This is a genomic window from Streptomyces sp. NPDC037301, from assembly GCF_055602785.1.
Genome location: NZ_JBVJWD010000059.1, coordinates 20,631 through 35,780 on the forward strand (window position 1 = coordinate 20,631; position 15,150 = coordinate 35,780).

The following is a 15,150-nucleotide window of genomic DNA, read 5'->3' on the forward strand; positions in this document are numbered from 1 at the left end:
ATGTCTCATCGGCGGCTCTGCCTGCATGGATAGGGAGAGAGGACGATGTCGGCATGAAGCCGCTGCTGCTGATCGACATCGACGGTCCGCTCAATCCGTACGCGGCACTGATGCGCCGCCGGGTCCCGGACGGCTATGCGCTGCATCTGATGCGGCCGACGGGGTGGGACTACGGGACGCCGCTGCCCGTCCTGCTCAACCCGGAACACGGCCAGGCGCTGCTGGCCCTCGCCGGCCGTTACGAACTGGTCTGGGCGACGACCTGGAAGGACGAGGCCAACGAGTGGATCGGGCCACGACTCGGGCTGCCCCCGCTGCCGTACATCGACTGGCCGTCGATGCTTGGCAGCGCACCGGGCGGTACGTACTGGAAGACGCGGTACATCGTGGAGTACGCGGCCGGCCGGCCGTTCGCCTGGGTCGACGACGAGATCGCCGAGCAGGACCGGGAGTGGATCGCGGGGCAGGGGGCGGCCGAGACGCTGCTGATGTGGATCGACCCGCGGATCGGACTGCTGCCGGCCGATTTCGAGGAGCTGGCCGAGTGGGCGGACAGCCGCCGGGGCGGCGGACCTTGAGCGCGCAGTACGGCCGCCCGCCCGGGGTCAGTCGTTGAGGACGGTCAGATCCAGGTCGGGGAGGCGGGCCGGATCGTTGATCACGGACATCTCGACGACCCTCCCCCGCCCGATCGTGAAGATCATGACCGAGAACCGCCGGCCCTCGCGCGTGGAGATGAGGGCCAGGTTCCCGTCGACCAGTGCCGGCTGCGACGACTGGGCGAACGGCGCGAACATCATCGCCTGACGGGCCACGACCGCGGCGCCCCGCACCAGGGACGGCGCTCCGACACCACCGGCGCCGATGTCGGAGCGCACCACCACGTCCGGGTCGAGCACGGCGACGAGGGCCTCGAAGGCACCGCCGCGGGCGGCGGCCAGGAAGGCGTCGACGACCTCGCGCTTGCGGGTGATATCGGGGTCCGGATCCGGGTCCACCCCCTGCACCCGGCGACGGGCCCGGCCGGCGAGCTGCCGGGCCGCGGCCGGGGTGCGGTCCACGATGCGGGCGATCTCGTCGAAGGGCACGGCGAACATGTCGTGCAGCACGAAGGCGAGCCGCTCGGCGGGGTCGAGCGTTTCGAGGACGCCCAGCATCGCGAGACCGACCGAGTCGGCCATCAGGGCCTGCTGCTCGGGATCGGCATCCGGCTGAGCGCCGAGCGCCGGTTCGGGGGCGTGTGCCTCGGGTGCCTGTGTGTCGAGGGGCTCCTCGCGGCGGGAGCGGCGTGAGCGGAGCATGTCCAGACACACCCGCCCGACGACCGTTGTCAGCCAGCCGCCCAGGTTCTCGATCGCCCGGCTGTCGGAGCGGCTGAGCCGGATCCAGGCTTCCTGGACCGCGTCCTCCGCCTCGCTCGCCGAGCCGAGCATCCGGTAGGCCACGGCCTTCAGCTGAGTCCGGCTCTCCTCTAAGCGTTCTGCCAGGAACTCGGTTCCGTCCACAGTCACATTCCTCCGTAGTGTTGCGTCAATGCGATGACGAACCGGATCTCGTAGACGTGACAGGTGGATCAGCGCCGCTTCACCGGCGCCGGGCGCGCCCGCTCAGCTCCACGGCAGCCCGGCGCGATGACGCCAGTACGCCTCCGGCTCCTCCACGAGCGCATCGAGCCTGGCGCGCCGCCCCTCGTCGAGGTCGACAACAGCCGCGTGCAGGTTTCCGGCGAGCTGGTTGGCGGTCACCGCACCTGAGAGCACCACACCGGCCCACGGCTGGTGCAGTACGAGCGCCAGGGCGATCGCGTCACTGTCCACGCCGGCCTCGGCAGCGATCTCCTGGACAACGGCGGGGGCTTCCGTTCCGGCGAGCCGGCCGTTGGCCATGGCTTCCTTGACGATCACGGTGAGCCCGGCGTCATGGGCCTCGGCGAGCGCCGCTCCGGCCGAGGTCTCCAGGGCGTTGTAGGTGGCCTGGACCGTGCGGAAGAGCGGCTCGCCGTCGACCGTGACGGCAAGAGCGGCCCGGATGGCGTCGGCCTGGGCAGGTCCGCTCGTGGACAGGCCGACACTGACCCCCTCCGCGGTGAGTGCGGCGAGCCGTGCGTGCAGATCCTTGTCGGTGAGGGCCGGGCTGTCGGCGGTCACCGAGTGGATCTGGTAGAGGTCGAGGCGGTCACCGAGCAGCGCGTCGGTCTCTGCGCGCTGGCGTTCGAACATGGCGAGGCTGTGGTCCTTGACCTCGTGCACCTCGGCTTCGACACTCCAGTCGGCGGTGTAGGTGTAGCCCCACTTGCTGCCGATGACGACATCGCGCACTTCCGGGTGCACCGTCAGCCACTCGGCGAGGAACTCCTCCGAACGGCCGTAGGAGCGGGCCGCGTCGAAGTAGCGGACGCCCTGCGTGTACGCGGCATCCAGCAGCTCGTGGGTGCGCTCGCGCAGCGCCTCGACGCTGCGGTCACCGGGCAGATCGCGGTCGCGGTGGAGGTTGATGTAGCCGGGCCGGCCGACCGCTGCCAGGCCGAGCCCGATGTGGGCGGTCGGAGTAGTCGCTGTGCCCGATGGGGCCTCCCCTGGTCGAGCAAAGCCGAGAGCTTGGGGAAGGGCGAAAGGCATCGTGGGCTCCTCGTCGATCGGGTGCGCTCCCCGTCAACGTAACTCAGCCCGGGAAAACCGGAAGGCGGGGAGCGTACGGCCGCTCCCCGCCTCGATTCGCCTTCGGCGCTGCCGGTTCTGCGCCGTCAGTTCTTCGCGGTGGCCCACGCCTGCTGGACGGCGAGGTCGGCCTTGACCTCGGTGAGCTGTACGGCCACGGCCGACGGGGCCGTACCACCGCGGCCACTGCGGGACGCGAGCGCACCGGCCACATTGAGGACCGTGCGGACCTCGGGTGTGAGGTGCTCGGAGATCTTCGCGAATTGCTCGTCGGTCAGCTCGTCGAGCTCGATGCCCTGCTGCTCGCACTCCTTGACGCACTCGCCCGCGACCTCGTGCGCGACGCGGAACGGCACGCCCTGCTTGACCAGCCACTCGGCGATGTCGGTGGCGAGCGAGAAGCCGGCCGGGGCCAGCTCCTCCATGCGCTCGCGGTTGACGGTGAGCGTGGCCATCATTCCGGTGAAGGCCGGCAGCAGGACTTCGAGCTGGTCGCAGGAGTCGAAGACCGGCTCCTTGTCCTCCTGGAGGTCGCGGTTGTACGCGAGCGGGAGCGCCTTCAGCGTGGCCATCAGGCCCGTCAGATTGCCGATCAGCCGGCCGGACTTGCCGCGGGCCAGCTCGGCGATGTCCGGGTTCTTCTTCTGCGGCATGATCGAGGAGCCGGTGGAGAAGGCGTCGTGCAGGGTGACGAAGGAGAACTCCTTCGTGTTCCAGATGATGACCTCCTCCGCGATCCGGGAGAGGTTGACACCGATCATCGCGGTGATGAACGCGAACTCGGCGGCGAAGTCGCGGGAGGCCGTGCCGTCGATGGAGTTGGCGACGGAGCCGTGCTCGAAGCCGAGGTCGGCGGCGACCGCCTCCGGGTCGAGCCCGAGGGACGACCCGGCCAGCGCGCCGGAGCCGTACGGGGAGACGGCGGTCCGCTCGTCCCACTGACGCAGCCGCTCGGCGTCCCGGGAGAGGGACTGCGCATGGGCCAGGACGTGATGGGCGAAGAGCACCGGCTGGGCGTGCTGCAGATGCGTACGACCGGGCATCGCGACGTCCGGATGCGCCTCGGCGAGGCCGACCAGGGCGCCCTGCAGCTCGGCGATCAGACCGCCGATGATCCGGGCGTGATCGCGCAGGTACATCCGGAAGAGCGTGGCGATCTGGTCGTTCCGGGACCGGCCGGCCCGCAGCTTGCCGCCGAGGTCCGGGCCGAGGCGCTCAAGCAGGCCGCGCTCCAGCGCGGTGTGGACGTCCTCGTCGGCGACGGTGCCGGTGAACGAGCCGTCGGCGACATCGGCTTCGAGCTGGTCGAGGCCGGCGATCATGCGGTTCAGCTCGTCCTCGGTGAGCAGGCCCGCCTTGTTCAGTACTCGTGCGTGGGCGCGGGAGCCGGCGATGTCGTACGGCGCGAGCCGCCAGTCGAAGTGGACGGAGGCGGACAGTTTGGCCAGCGCCTCGGCCGGACCGTCGGCGAAGCGGGCGCCCCAGAGGCGTACGTCGCTGTTGCCGTTGCCGTTGCTCACTGCGTGCTCCTCGGAAGAACAAGGGGGTGGATGTGCAGCCGCCTCCCCGCACGGAGGGTCGGGGAGGCGGTGAAGTGGCTACTGAGGGTCAGGCGAGGTCACGCTTCGCGGCGATCTTCGACGAGAGGCCGAAGATCTCGATGAAGCCCTGCGCCTTGGACTGGTCGAACGTGTCGCCCGAGTCGTAGGTGGCGAGGTTGAAATCGTAGAGCGACTGCTCGGACTTCCGGCCGGTGACGACGGCGCGGCCCGCGTGCATGGTCATCCGGATGTCACCGGTGACGTGCTGGTTGGCCTCGTTGATGAAGCCGTCCAGGGCGCGCTTGAGCGGCGAGAACCACAGGCCGTCGTAGACCAGCTCGCCCCAGCGCTGCTCGACCTGCCGCTTGTAGCGGGCCAGCTCGCGCTCGACGGTGACGTTCTCCAGCTCCTGGTGGGCGGTGATCAGTGCGATCGCGCCCGGGGCCTCGTACACCTCGCGGGACTTGATGCCGACGAGACGGTCCTCGACCATGTCGATCCGCCCGATGCCCTGGGCCCCGGCCCGCTGGTTGAGCTGCTGGATCGCCTGGAGGACCGTGACGGGCTTGCCGTCGATGGCCACGGGCACACCCTCCTTGAAGGAGATGACGACCTCGTCGGCCTCGCGCGGGGTGGCGGGGTTTTCGGTGTACTCGTAGATGTCCTCGATCGGCGCGTTCCAGATGTCCTCCAGGAAGCCCGTCTCGACGGCACGCCCGAAGACGTTCTGGTCGATGGAGTACGGGGACTTCTTGGTGGTCGCGATCGGGAGATTCTTCTCCTCGCAGAAGGCGATCGCCTTGTCCCGGGTCATGGCGTAGTCACGGACCGGGGCGATGCACTTCAGGTCGGGGCCGAGCGCGGAGATGCCGGCCTCGAAGCGGACCTGGTCGTTGCCCTTGCCGGTGCAGCCGTGGGCGACGATGCCGGCGCTGTGCTTGTTGGCGGCGGCGACGAGGTGCTTGACGATGGTCGGCCGGGACAGGGCCGAGACCAGCGGGTAGCGGTCCATGTAGAGGGCGTTGGCCTTGATCGCCGGGAGGCAGTACTCCTCAGCGAACTCGTCCTTGGCGTCCGCGACCTCGGCCTCGACGGCACCGCAGGCGAGCGCGCGCTTACGGATGACGTCCAGGTCCTCGCCGCCCTGACCGACATCCACTGCAACGGCGATGACCTCAGCGCCCGTCTCCTCGGCGATCCAGCCGATGGCGACGGAGGTGTCCAGGCCGCCCGAGTAGGCGAGTACGACGCGCTCGGTCACGGGTTTCTCCTTACGGTGCAATCACTGATGGGCATAACTATGCAATCCTCCGTATGGTTTGTCAAAGGCGCAGGTGGGTGGCGTGTCGCAGGGCCCATGCGCGGGCGGAAAAGAACCTGTGCGCGGAGGCGGCGATCGCCGGGATGCGGAAGGAGGCCCCGAGGTGCCGGCCCGCTGCTCGCGGCACGCGCGCCACGGGTGCGGTCCGCCGGTGTCACCGCGCTGCGCCGGGCCGGGCGGCACGGGGAGGCGCGGGCCTTTTTCGCCGACCGTTCCGGCGTCGTGCGGGCCTGTGCGCGCTACGTGCTCCGGCAGGACGGAGTAGATCCGCTTCCGCCCTGCCGGTCGATGTGCGCGGATCTCCGCCGGTCGGTGAATGCCGGCCCCGATCCGTCGGCGGCTGCCGGTCCGTTGATCGTTCCTGCTGCGCCCGCCGGGCTCGGCGAGTGCGGTTCACGTACGGACGCCGGGACAGTGTGGTCCCTGCCGGCCCACCCGCTGCCCGCCGTGCGGGTCCGCTCCGCCGTCGGCCTGCGGGCCCTCGACGCCGTGGACCGCGAACGGCCGGCAACCCTCCTCGACGATCCGTCATCCGCCGTGGTCCGTGCGACCACCCGGGCGCTGCTGCCGGGCGCGGCCGGATTCCCCGAGGAGTGACTGCGCATCCGCACGGCACAGGACCGGCCGCGCGCGGTGCGTGGGGCGGCTCGGCGACTGCTGCGCGCGGCAGGCCTGCACCGGCGTCCCACCACCTGAAATGGCCCCGCGGTCACCGGAGCCGGCGACGACAATGGCCGCCATGGGTAAAACGTACGAGCGTATCGACGGACGGATCAGGACCTTCATCGAAGAGCAGCACATCTTCTTCACGGCGACTGCGCCGCTGAACGCAGAGGGCACGGTCAACCTCTCCCCCAAGGGGGTCAGCGGCTCCTTCGCCGTCATCGACGAACTGACCGTGGCCTACCTGGACTTCGCGGGCAGCAATGCGGAGACCGTCGCCCACCTCCGCGAGAACGGGCGCATCACGCTGATGTGGTGCGCCTTCCAGGGGCCGCCGAACATCGTGCGGGTGCACGGTCGCGGTGAGCCGGTCTTCCGTGACGATCCGCGGTTCGGCGCGCTGCTCGCCCGTTTCCCCGCTGTGGACCCCGGCCTGCACGGGCTGCGCGCCGTCATCGTGGTGAAGGCCGAGCTGATCCGGGACACCTGTGGATTTGCCGTGCCCTTCATGTCGTACGACGAGGACCGGCCACTGCACGCCCAGCGCTTCGCCCGCGAGGACGATGCGTCGCTCAGTGTCTACTTCGAGAAGAAGGAGCACGTCGCGACGAGTATCGACGGGCTGCCGGGGCTGCCGCTCCCGCTGCCGGCCATGCCGCGCGCGGAATGAGATCGAGCTGTACGGAGCAGGTCCGGGGTGACACGCCGCGGGATGGTCCAGCGTCCGGGACATGCGCAGATCTCTGGTGATCGGTTCGGTACTGCTCGCGCTGGCGGGCTCAATCGCGGCCCGGCCCGCCGTGGCGCCGGCTCCCCCGGGGCGGATGGCCGACACCGGCGGTGGTACCCAGTTGATCACGGCCGAGGCCCCGGCCACGGGTTCCACGACGGGCACCGTCACCTGGTGGAATCTGCGCCGGGGTACCTGGGTGAAGGGCGGGTCCGCACCGGCCCGGTTCGGTGCGAAGGGCCTGGCCGAGGGGACGTCGCGCAAGCAGGGCACCGACACCACACCCACCGGCCTGTACGACCTGCCGTACGCCTTCGGAATCAAGGCGGCACCGACCGGCACCGTATACCCCTACCGCCGGGTCAACAGCCGGTCGTGGTGGTGCGAGGACACCGAGGCGCGGGCCTACAACCGCTGGGTGGAACCGCGGCCCGCGGACTGCCGGGCGGGTGAGTCGGAGCACCTGGCCGCGTATCCGACGCAGTACGCCCGCGCGCTCGTCATCGGCTTCAACTACGAGCGGCCGGTGCGAGGACGCGGCGCCGGCATCTTCCTCCACGTCAACGGGCGTGGTGCGACCGCCGGTTGTGTCTCCGTACCGGCGGCCGCGATGGACCGGATTCTCGACTGGGCAGACCCGGCCCGCAGTCCGCACATCGCGATCGGGACCCGTTCGGGCCCGACCGCGATCACGCGCTACTGACGGACGCGGGGTACCCCGGCCGTTCAGCGTTCGTTCTGGGCCAGTCGCAGCAGGTGGTCGGCGAGCGCCTGACCGCCCGCCGGGTCACGGCTGATCAGCATCAGTGTGTCGTCACCCGCGATGGTCCCGAGGATGTCCTGGAGTTCGGCCTGGTCGATGGCCGAGGCGAGGAACTGGGCCGCGCCCGGAGGCGTACGCAGCACCACGAGGTTGGCCGAGGCCTCTGCCGAGATGAGCAGTTCGGCGGAGAGGCGCCGCATCCGCTCCTCCTTCGCGGACTCGCCCAGCGGTGCCTGCGGGGTACGGAAACCGCCCTCGCTCGGCACCGCGTAGATCAGCTCGCCGCCGGTGTTGCGGATCTTCACCGCACCCAGCTCGTCCAGGTCGCGGGAGAGCGTCGCCTGGGTGACGCTCAGCCCGTCGTCGGCGAGGAGTTTGGCCAGCTGACTCTGCGAACGCACCGGCTGCCGGTTCAGGATGTCCACGATCCGGCGGTGGCGTGCGGTGCGGGTCTGCGGCACGGACGGCCCGCCGTGCTCGGTTTCCTGCGCCTCGGTCATCGTCGTCGCCTCATTCTCCGGATCGTCCGTCCCCTTTTGCCGTGTCAAGAGCGCCGGGCAGCGCCTGGAGGAACGCGTCCACCTCCGTGTCACCGATGATCAGCGGCGGCATGAGCCGCAGGACATCGGGGGCGGGTGCGTTCACCAGGATTCCGGCTCCCTGAGCCGCCTGTTGCACCTGTGGTGCGAGGGGCTCGGTGAGCACGATACCCAGCAGCAGCCCGGAGCCGCGGACATGGGAGACCAGCGGGTGCCCGAGACCCTCCACGCCGTCCCGGATCTTCTCGCCGAGCCGCTTCACCTGATCCAGGGCACCATCGGCCGCCAGGGTGTCCAGAACGGCGAGACCTGCGGCGCAGGCGATCGGGTTGCCGCCGAACGTCGTGCCGTGCTGGCCCGGCTTCAGCAGATCGGCCGCCGGACCGAACGCGACGGTCGCGCCGATCGGCAGTCCGCCGCCGAGGCCCTTGGCGAGGGTGACGATGTCCGGCTCGACACCCTGGTGGGCCTGGTACTCGAACCAGTGGCCGCACCGGCCGACACCGGTCTGCACCTCGTCGAGGACGAGCAGGGTGCCGGTCGCCCGGGTGATCTCCCGGGCGGCCTCCAAGTAGCCCTTGGGCGGCACGACCACACCGTTCTCGCCCTGGATGGGCTCGATGATCACCAGCGCGGTGTCGGTGGTCACGGCGGCCCGCAGCGCCTCGGCATCCCCGTACGGGACATGTGTGACATCGCCGGGCAACGGCTCGAAGGGCTCGCGCTTCTTCGGCTGACCGGTCAGCGCGAGTGCGCCCATGGTCCGGCCGTGGAAGCCGCCGTCGGTGGCGACCATCTGGGTCCGCCCGGTCAGCCGGCCGATCTTGAAGGCGGCCTCGTTGGCCTCGGCACCCGAGTTGGCGAAGTAGACCCTGCCGCCCTGGCCGAAGAGCTGCAGCAGCCGTTCGGCCAGGGCGACGGGCGGCGGTGCGATGAAGAGGTTGGAGACATGGCCGAGGGAGGCGATCTGGGTGGAGACGGCCTCGACGACGGCGGGGTGGGCGTGGCCCAGGGCGTTCACGGCGATACCACCGACGAAGTCGAGGTACTCGGTGCCGTCGGCGTCCCACACATGGGCGCCTTCGCCTCGGACGAGGGACAGCTGGGGGGTGCCGTAGTTGTCCATCAGCGCGTGGCTCCAGCGCTGCGAGAGCTCCTGGTTGCTCATGACTCCCCCTGTGCGTCGGGCACGACCATCGTGCCGATTCCTTCGTCGGTGAAGATCTCCAGCAGGATCGAGTGCTGGACCCGGCCGTCGATGACACGGGCGGTCTCGACGCCGTTGCGTACGGCGTGCAGGCAGCCCTGCATCTTCGGGACCATGCCGCTGGACAGCTCGGGAAGCAGCTTCTCCAGCTCGGTGGCGGTGAGGCGGCTGATCACGTCGTCGCTGCTCGGCCAGTCCTCGTAGAGGCCCTCGACGTCGGTGAGGACCATCAGCGTCTCGGCGTTCAGCGCGGCGGCGAGTGCGGCGGCCGCGGTGTCGGCGTTGACGTTGTAGACGTGGTTGTCGTCGGCGGAGCGTGCGATGGAGGAGACGACGGGGATCCGGCCGTCGTCCAGCAGCGCCTGGATCGCCCCGGTGTCGATCGCGGTGATCTCCCCGACCCGGCCGATGTCGACGAGTTCACCGTCGATGGTGGGGCGGTGCCGGGTGGCGGTGATGGTGTGGGCGTCCTCGCCCGTCATGCCGACGGCGAGCGGGCCGTGCTGGTTGAGCAGGCCGACGAGCTCGCGCTGGACCTGTCCGGCCAGCACCATCCGTACGACGTCCATCGCTTCGGGCGTGGTGACGCGCAGACCGGCCTTGAACTCGCTGACCAGGCCCTGCTTGTCGAGCTGGGCGCTGATCTGCGGGCCGCCGCCGTGCACGACGACGGGTTTGAGGCCGGCCTGGCGCAGGAAGACGACGTCCTGGGCGAAGGCCGCCTTCAGCTCGTCGTCGATCATGGCGTTGCCGCCGAACTTGATGACGACGGTCTTGCCGTTGTGCCGGGTCAGCCAGGGCAGCGCCTCGATGAGAATCTGTGCCTTCGGGAGTGCGGTGTGCTTCCGCGCCGTGGTCATGAGCTGTACGCGCTGTTCTCGTGGACGTAGTCGGCAGTGAGGTCGTTGGCCCAGATGACGGCCGACTCGGTGCCGGTGGCCAGGTCGGCGGTGATCTTCACTTCCCGGTAGCGCATGTCGACCAGGTCGCGGTCCTCGCCGACGCCGCCGTATCTGCAGACCCATACGCCGTTGATGGCGACATTCAACTGGTCCGGTTCGAAGGCGGCCTTCGTCGTGCCGATCGCGGAGAGGACCCGGCCCCAGTTGGGGTCCTCGCCGTGGATGGCGCACTTGAGGAGGTTGTTACGGGCGATGGACCGGCCCACCTCGACGGCGTCGTCCTCGGTCGCGGCGTTGATGACCTCGATCCGGATGTCCTTGGAGGCGCCCTCGGCGTCACCGATGAGCTGCCGGGCGAGGTCGGCGCAGACGGTCCGTACGGCCTCGGCGAACTCGTCCTGTTCCGGGGTGATACCGCTCGCGCCGGAGGCCAGCAGCAGCACGGTGTCGTTGGTCGACATGCAGCCGTCGGAGTCGACCCGGTCGAAGGTGGTACGGGTGGCAGCGCGCAGTGCGGTGTCCAGCCCCGGCGCTTCCACGTCGGCGTCGGTGGTGAGGACGACCAGCATGGTGGCGAGACCCGGGGCGAGCATGCCCGCGCCCTTGGCCATACCGCCGACGGTCCACCCCTCGCCGCCCGCGACGGCGGTCTTGTGGACGGTGTCGGTGGTCTTGATCGCGATGGCGGCCTTCTCGCCGCCGTGCTCGCTGAGGGCGGCGGCTGCCTTCTCGATGCCGGGCAGCAGCTTGTCCATCGGAAGCAGCGTGCCGATCAGCCCGGTCGATGCGACCGCGATCTCGCCCGCGCTGTGACCGGTGAGGACCTCGGCAGCCTTCTCTGCGGTGGCGTGGGTGTCCTGGAAGCCCTGTGGGCCCGTACAGGCGTTGGCGCCACCGGAGTTGAGGACGACGGCACTGACCTCGCCTCCCTTGAGCACCTGCTCCGACCAGAGGACGGGGGCGGCCTTGACGCGGTTGGAGGTGAAGACGCCCGCGGCGGAGCGAAGCGGACCGTTGTTGACCACGAGGGCCAGGTCCGGGTTACCGCTCTCCTTGATTCCCGCGGCGATGCCCGCCGCCGAGAAACCCTGTGCTGCCGTGACACTCACGGTGCGACTCCGATCGTGGAAAGACCTGTGTCCTCGGGAAGTCCGAGGGCGATGTTCATGCTCTGCAGGGCGCCGCCGGCGGTGCCCTTGGCGAGGTTGTCGATGGCGCTGATGACGATGATCCGGCCTGCCGCCTCGTCGTGAGCGACCTGGATCTGTACGGCGTTGGAACCGTAGACGGACGCTGTGGCGGGCCACTGCCCCTCGGGGAGCAGGTCGACGAACGGCTCCTCGGCGAATGCCTTCTCGTACACGTCACGGACGGTCCGGGCGCTCACGCCCGGCTTCGCCTTCGCGCTGCACGTTGCGAGAATGCCGCGGGGCATCGGCGCCAGGGTCGGCGTGAAGGAGACCGTGACCGGTTCACCGGCCGCGGCGCTGAGGTTCTGGATCATCTCGGGGGTGTGCCGGTGGACCCCGCCGACGCCGTACGGGGACATGTTGCCCATCACCTCGGAGCCGAGCAGATGTGGCTTGGCTGCTTTGCCCGCCCCGGATGTACCGGACGCGGCGACGATCACGGCCTCGGGCTCGGCCAGGTGGGCGGCGTACGCCGGGAAGAGCGCGAGAGAGACGGCGGTCGGGTAGCAGCCGGGCACCGCGATGCGCTTGGACCCCGCCAACGCCGGGCGTCCTCCCGGCAGTTCGGGCAGACCGTAGGGCCAGGTCCCGGCGTGCGGGGAGCCGTAGAACTTCTCCCAGTCCGCCGCATCCCTGAGCCGGAAGTCGGCGCCCATGTCGACCACGAGCACCTCGCCACCGATCTGCTCGGCGACGGCGGCGGACTGCCCGTGCGGAAGGGCGAGGAAGACGACATCGTGCCCGGCGAGGACCTCGGGCGTGGCCGGCTGAAGCACACGGTCGGCGAGCGGCCGCAGATGCGGTTGCAGCGCACCGAGCTTCTGACCCGCGTTGGAGTTGGCGGTGAGGGCCCCGATCTCGACCTCGGGGTGGACCAGCAGGAGACGGAGCAGCTCCCCACCGGCGTATCCGCTCGCCCCTGCCACTGCTGCACGTACCACCATCGAAATCCTCCTCGTTGATGGCATGACTATACGCAGCTATGCACTTTTATGCAAAGGGCCAACTCACGCCTAGCCGAGCGCCCGGTCGAGACCGAAGGCCGCACTGATCAGCGCCAGGTGGGTGAAGGCCTGAGGGAAGTTCCCGGTCTGCTCCCCGGTGTGGCCGATCTCCTCCGCATACAGACCGAGGTGGTTGGCATATGTGAGCATCTTCTCGAACGCGAGTCGGGCCTCGTCCAGGCGGCCGGCGCGGGCCAGTGCCTCGACGTACCAGAACGAGCAGATCGAGAACGTGCCCTCATCGCCCCGCAGTCCGTCCGGGCTGGCCTGCGGGTCGTAGCGGTAGACCAGCGAGTCGGACACCAGGTCCTCGCCCAGCGCGTCCAGCGTGGCGAGCCACTTCGGGTCGGTCGGCGAGACGAACTTCGCCAGCGGCATCATCAGCAGGGACGCGTCGAGGACGTGGCCGTCCTCGTACTGGACGAAGGCGTGCCGCTCGTCGGACCAGCCATGGCGCATGATCCGGCGATAGATCGCATCCCGGGCCCGCCCCCACCGCACGATGTCGACGGGCAGGCCGCGATGCTGGGCCAGCCGCATGGCGCGCTCGATGGCCACCCAGCACATCAATCGCGAGTAGAGGAAGTTCTTGCGCCCACTGCGCGTCTCCCAGATCCCCTCGTCGGGCTGGTCCCAGTGGTCGCACACCCAGTCGACCACCTCGCTGATGCTGTCCCAGTGCGCACTGGAGATCGGCTGCCCCCACTTGTTGTAGAGGTAGAGGGCGTCGGTGAGCGCCCCGTAGATGTCCAGCTGCAACTGGCCGACGGCATCATTGCCGACGCGTACGGGGGCCGAGCCCCGGTACCCCTCGAGATGGGTCAGCTCGCGCTCGGGCAGCTCACGGCGCCCGTCGATGCCGTACATGATCTGCAGCGGGCCGGTCGTCTCGGTCACTTCGAGGGGGACATGCTCGGAAAGGAAACCCATGAAGGCCTCGGCCTCCTCGGTGAAGCCGAGCCTGAGCAGCGCATACACACAGAACGCCGCGTCACGGATCCACACGTAGCGGTAGTCCCAGTTGCGCTCGCCCCCGATGCGTTCGGGCAGGCTGGTGGTCGGCGCGGCGATGATGGCGCCGGTCGGGGCGTAGGTGAGCAGCTTCAGGGTGAGGGCGGAGCGGTGCACCATCTCACGCCAGCGACCGCGGTACCGCGACCGGGACAGCCACCGCCGCCAGTACCCGACGGTGGCGTTGAACTGCTGCTCCGCCTCAGACAGCGGGCAGAAACGGGGTGCCACGTCGCCGCCGACCCGGTCGAGGGCGAAGACCGCGGACTCGCCCTCGTGCAGCTTGAACAGCGACCATACGTCCTGGCCGGCGACCTCGAGCGGCACACTCGACGTCAGCGCGAGAGTGAGTGAGGGCGATTCGAAGACCGCCTGGCCATGCTGTACGTGCACGGTGTGCGGCTGCGCCCCGTACTCGAAACGGGGGGCCACACGGGCGCGGAACGGCAGCGATCCGCGCACGCACACCACGCGGCGGATCAGACGGTGCCGGTCGGCCTCGCGCGAATCGTCGAGTACCGGCATGAAGTCCTGGACCTCGCCGACCCCGTCCTCCGCGAAGAAGCGGGTGATCAGCACATTGGTGTCGGGGAAGTAGAACTGCTTGGTACGCGTCGGGGCATCCGCCGCGAGCTCGAAGTACCCGCCACGGTCGGCGTCGAGGATCGAGGCGAAGACACTGGGTGCGTCGAAGCGCGGGCAGCAGTACCAGTCGATGGTGCCGTTGGTGCCCACCAGCGCCGCGCTGCGCAGATCGCCGATCAGGCCGTGCTCGGCAACCGGCAGATAGCGGGGCACGCCGGCACCCAAGGATGCGTCGAAAGCACTGAACGTCCCGGTGCTCGCGTTGGCCTCCACAGTCACAACGGACCTCCTTGAGCCTGCGCACCCCTCCTTCAGGCTAACCAGTCGCGGACGTGCAGGACAGCGGGAGACGGGCCCGGCACCACGCCCGCCCGTCGGCGCCGAGCGCATCGATGTCAGGATGGTTCCATGACGAGCAAGGTTTACTTCGACATCACCATCAATGACGAGCCCGCTGGGCGGATCACGTTCAAACTGTTCGACGACGTCGTTCCCAAGACCGCGGAGAACTTCCGCGCGCTGGCGACCGGCGAGAAGGGCTTCGGCTACAAGGGATCGTCCTTCCACCGGGTCATCCCCGACTTCATGCTGCAGGGCGGCGACTTCACCCAGGGCAACGGCACGGGCGGCAAGAGCATCTACGGGGCGAAGTTCCCGGACGAGAACTTCAAGCTCGCGCACACCAAGCCGGGCCTGCTCTCCATGGCCAACAGCGGCCCCGACTCCAACGGCTCCCAGTTCTTCATCACGACCATCGTGACGTCGTGGCTGGACGGCAAGCACGTGGTGTTCGGCGAGGTCGACAACCAGGAGAGCATGGACCTGGTCAAGAAGATCGAGGCCCTCGGCTCGCAGAGCGGCCGGCCCCAGGCGAAGATCACCATCGCGGACAGCGGCGTCCTCTGACCCGCATACGGAACCGCTGAACGAGCGCGGGGGGGGGGGGGGGGGGGGGGGGGGGGGGGGGGGGTGGGGGTGGGGGGGGGGGGGGGGAGGGAAGGAGAGAAGTGGCAATGAGAGTTTTTTCTTTGTACGGT

Annotated in this window: 15 protein-coding genes; 5 read left to right on the top strand and 10 right to left on the bottom strand. The window is 69.5% G+C overall.

Features of this window, described 5'->3' with window-relative positions; all coding sequences use genetic code 11:
• The first annotated feature begins 53 nt into the window (after positions 1–53).
• The gene (locus ACZ7IB_RS42615; RefSeq protein WP_470920238.1) at positions 54–578 is read left to right on the top strand and encodes an HAD domain-containing protein; all 525 of its coding nucleotides are present in this window, start codon (positions 54–56) and stop codon (positions 576–578) included.
• A gap of 27 nt (positions 579–605) precedes the next feature.
• On the opposite strand, the gene ACZ7IB_RS42620 is transcribed toward ACZ7IB_RS42615, so the two are convergent.
• From ACZ7IB_RS42620 to ACZ7IB_RS42635, 4 genes are all read right to left on the bottom strand, one after another.
• Positions 606–1,505 (bottom strand): sigma-70 family RNA polymerase sigma factor, encoded by a 900-nt coding sequence (locus tag ACZ7IB_RS42620; RefSeq protein ID WP_470920239.1) that lies wholly within the window; start codon positions 1,503–1,505, stop codon positions 606–608.
• A 102-nt stretch (positions 1,506–1,607) separates the two neighbouring features.
• Positions 1,608–2,618 (bottom strand): aldo/keto reductase, encoded by a 1,011-nt coding sequence (locus tag ACZ7IB_RS42625; protein ID WP_470920241.1) that lies wholly within the window; start codon positions 2,616–2,618, stop codon positions 1,608–1,610.
• A gap of 125 nt (positions 2,619–2,743) precedes the next feature.
• Entirely contained in the window at positions 2,744–4,177 is a 1,434-nt protein-coding gene (argH, locus tag ACZ7IB_RS42630; RefSeq protein WP_327276212.1) for an argininosuccinate lyase, read from the bottom strand.
• An 88-nt stretch (positions 4,178–4,265) separates the two neighbouring features.
• Positions 4,266–5,459 carry an argininosuccinate synthase gene (locus ACZ7IB_RS42635; protein ID WP_470920243.1) on the bottom strand — a complete coding sequence of 398 codons (1,194 nt, stop codon included), beginning with the start codon at positions 5,457–5,459 and terminating at the stop codon, positions 4,266–4,268.
• Between the two features lie 198 nt (positions 5,460–5,657).
• On the opposite strand from ACZ7IB_RS42635, the gene ACZ7IB_RS42640 reads away from it, so the two are divergent.
• The 3 genes from ACZ7IB_RS42640 (at position 5,658) to ACZ7IB_RS42650 (ending at position 7,615) form a co-directional block, all read left to right on the top strand.
• Positions 5,658–6,116 carry a hypothetical protein gene (locus ACZ7IB_RS42640; protein ID WP_470920245.1) on the top strand — a complete coding sequence of 153 codons (459 nt, stop codon included), beginning with the start codon at positions 5,658–5,660 and terminating at the stop codon, positions 6,114–6,116.
• 142 nt (positions 6,117–6,258) lie between these two features.
• Positions 6,259–6,852 carry a pyridoxamine 5'-phosphate oxidase family protein gene (locus ACZ7IB_RS42645; RefSeq protein ID WP_470920246.1) on the top strand — a complete coding sequence of 198 codons (594 nt, stop codon included), beginning with the start codon at positions 6,259–6,261 and terminating at the stop codon, positions 6,850–6,852.
• A 61-nt stretch (positions 6,853–6,913) separates the two neighbouring features.
• On the top strand, positions 6,914–7,615 hold the full coding sequence (locus ACZ7IB_RS42650; RefSeq protein ID WP_470920248.1) for a L,D-transpeptidase family protein: 702 nt from the start codon (positions 6,914–6,916) through the stop codon (positions 7,613–7,615).
• Between the two features lie 23 nt (positions 7,616–7,638).
• On the opposite strand, the gene ACZ7IB_RS42655 is transcribed toward ACZ7IB_RS42650, so the two are convergent.
• From ACZ7IB_RS42655 to ACZ7IB_RS42680, 6 genes are all read right to left on the bottom strand, one after another.
• Entirely contained in the window at positions 7,639–8,175 is a 537-nt protein-coding gene (locus ACZ7IB_RS42655; RefSeq protein WP_327276208.1) for an arginine repressor, read from the bottom strand.
• A gap of 10 nt (positions 8,176–8,185) precedes the next feature.
• Positions 8,186–9,382 (bottom strand): acetylornithine transaminase, encoded by a 1,197-nt coding sequence (locus tag ACZ7IB_RS42660; protein WP_470920250.1) that lies wholly within the window; start codon positions 9,380–9,382, stop codon positions 8,186–8,188.
• A complete protein-coding gene (gene argB / locus ACZ7IB_RS42665; RefSeq protein WP_470920252.1) occupies positions 9,379–10,281 on the bottom strand; it encodes an acetylglutamate kinase in 903 nt (300 codons plus the stop codon). The genes ACZ7IB_RS42660 and argB overlap by 4 nt, the downstream gene beginning before the upstream one ends.
• Complete coding sequence (gene argJ, locus ACZ7IB_RS42670; RefSeq protein ID WP_470920253.1) at positions 10,278–11,432, bottom strand: bifunctional glutamate N-acetyltransferase/amino-acid acetyltransferase ArgJ; 1,155 nt, start codon at positions 11,430–11,432, stop codon at positions 10,278–10,280. Before argJ ends, argB begins: the two co-directional genes overlap by 4 nt.
• Positions 11,429–12,457: an N-acetyl-gamma-glutamyl-phosphate reductase gene (gene argC / locus ACZ7IB_RS42675; protein WP_470920255.1), complete on the bottom strand. Its 1,029-nt coding sequence runs from the start codon at positions 12,455–12,457 to the stop codon at positions 11,429–11,431. The genes argJ and argC overlap by 4 nt, the downstream gene beginning before the upstream one ends.
• Before the next feature lie 69 nt (positions 12,458–12,526).
• The gene (locus ACZ7IB_RS42680; protein WP_470920260.1) at positions 12,527–14,386 is read right to left on the bottom strand and encodes a glycoside hydrolase family 15 protein; all 1,860 of its coding nucleotides are present in this window, start codon (positions 14,384–14,386) and stop codon (positions 12,527–12,529) included.
• Positions 14,387–14,521: 135 nt separating this feature from the next.
• Between ACZ7IB_RS42680 and ACZ7IB_RS42685 the strand changes: the two genes are divergently transcribed.
• Complete coding sequence (locus ACZ7IB_RS42685) at positions 14,522–15,019, top strand: peptidylprolyl isomerase (protein ID WP_327276203.1); 498 nt, start codon at positions 14,522–14,524, stop codon at positions 15,017–15,019.
• Positions 15,020–15,150 lie beyond the last annotated feature (131 nt).

Bases quoted from the DNA above. Each gene is read 5' to 3' on its own strand.
- ACZ7IB_RS42660 (WP_470920250.1), bottom strand. From the start codon at position 9,382: ATGAGCAACCAGGAGCTCTCGCAGCGCTGGAGCCACGCGCTGATGGAC.
- ACZ7IB_RS42615 (WP_470920238.1), top strand. From the start codon at position 54: ATGAAGCCGCTGCTGCTGATCGACATCGACGGTCCGCTCAATCCGTAC.
- ACZ7IB_RS42655 (WP_327276208.1), bottom strand. From the start codon at position 8,175: ATGACCGAGGCGCAGGAAACCGAGCACGGCGGGCCGTCCGTGCCGCAG.
- ACZ7IB_RS42645 (WP_470920246.1), top strand. From the start codon at position 6,259: ATGGGTAAAACGTACGAGCGTATCGACGGACGGATCAGGACCTTCATC.
- argB (WP_470920252.1), bottom strand. From the start codon at position 10,281: ATGACCACGGCGCGGAAGCACACCGCACTCCCGAAGGCACAGATTCTC.
- argC (WP_470920255.1), bottom strand. From the start codon at position 12,457: ATGGTGGTACGTGCAGCAGTGGCAGGGGCGAGCGGATACGCCGGTGGG.
- ACZ7IB_RS42625 (WP_470920241.1), bottom strand. From the start codon at position 2,618: ATGCCTTTCGCCCTTCCCCAAGCTCTCGGCTTTGCTCGACCAGGGGAG.
- ACZ7IB_RS42685 (WP_327276203.1), top strand. From the start codon at position 14,522: ATGACGAGCAAGGTTTACTTCGACATCACCATCAATGACGAGCCCGCT.
- ACZ7IB_RS42650 (WP_470920248.1), top strand. From the start codon at position 6,914: ATGCGCAGATCTCTGGTGATCGGTTCGGTACTGCTCGCGCTGGCGGGC.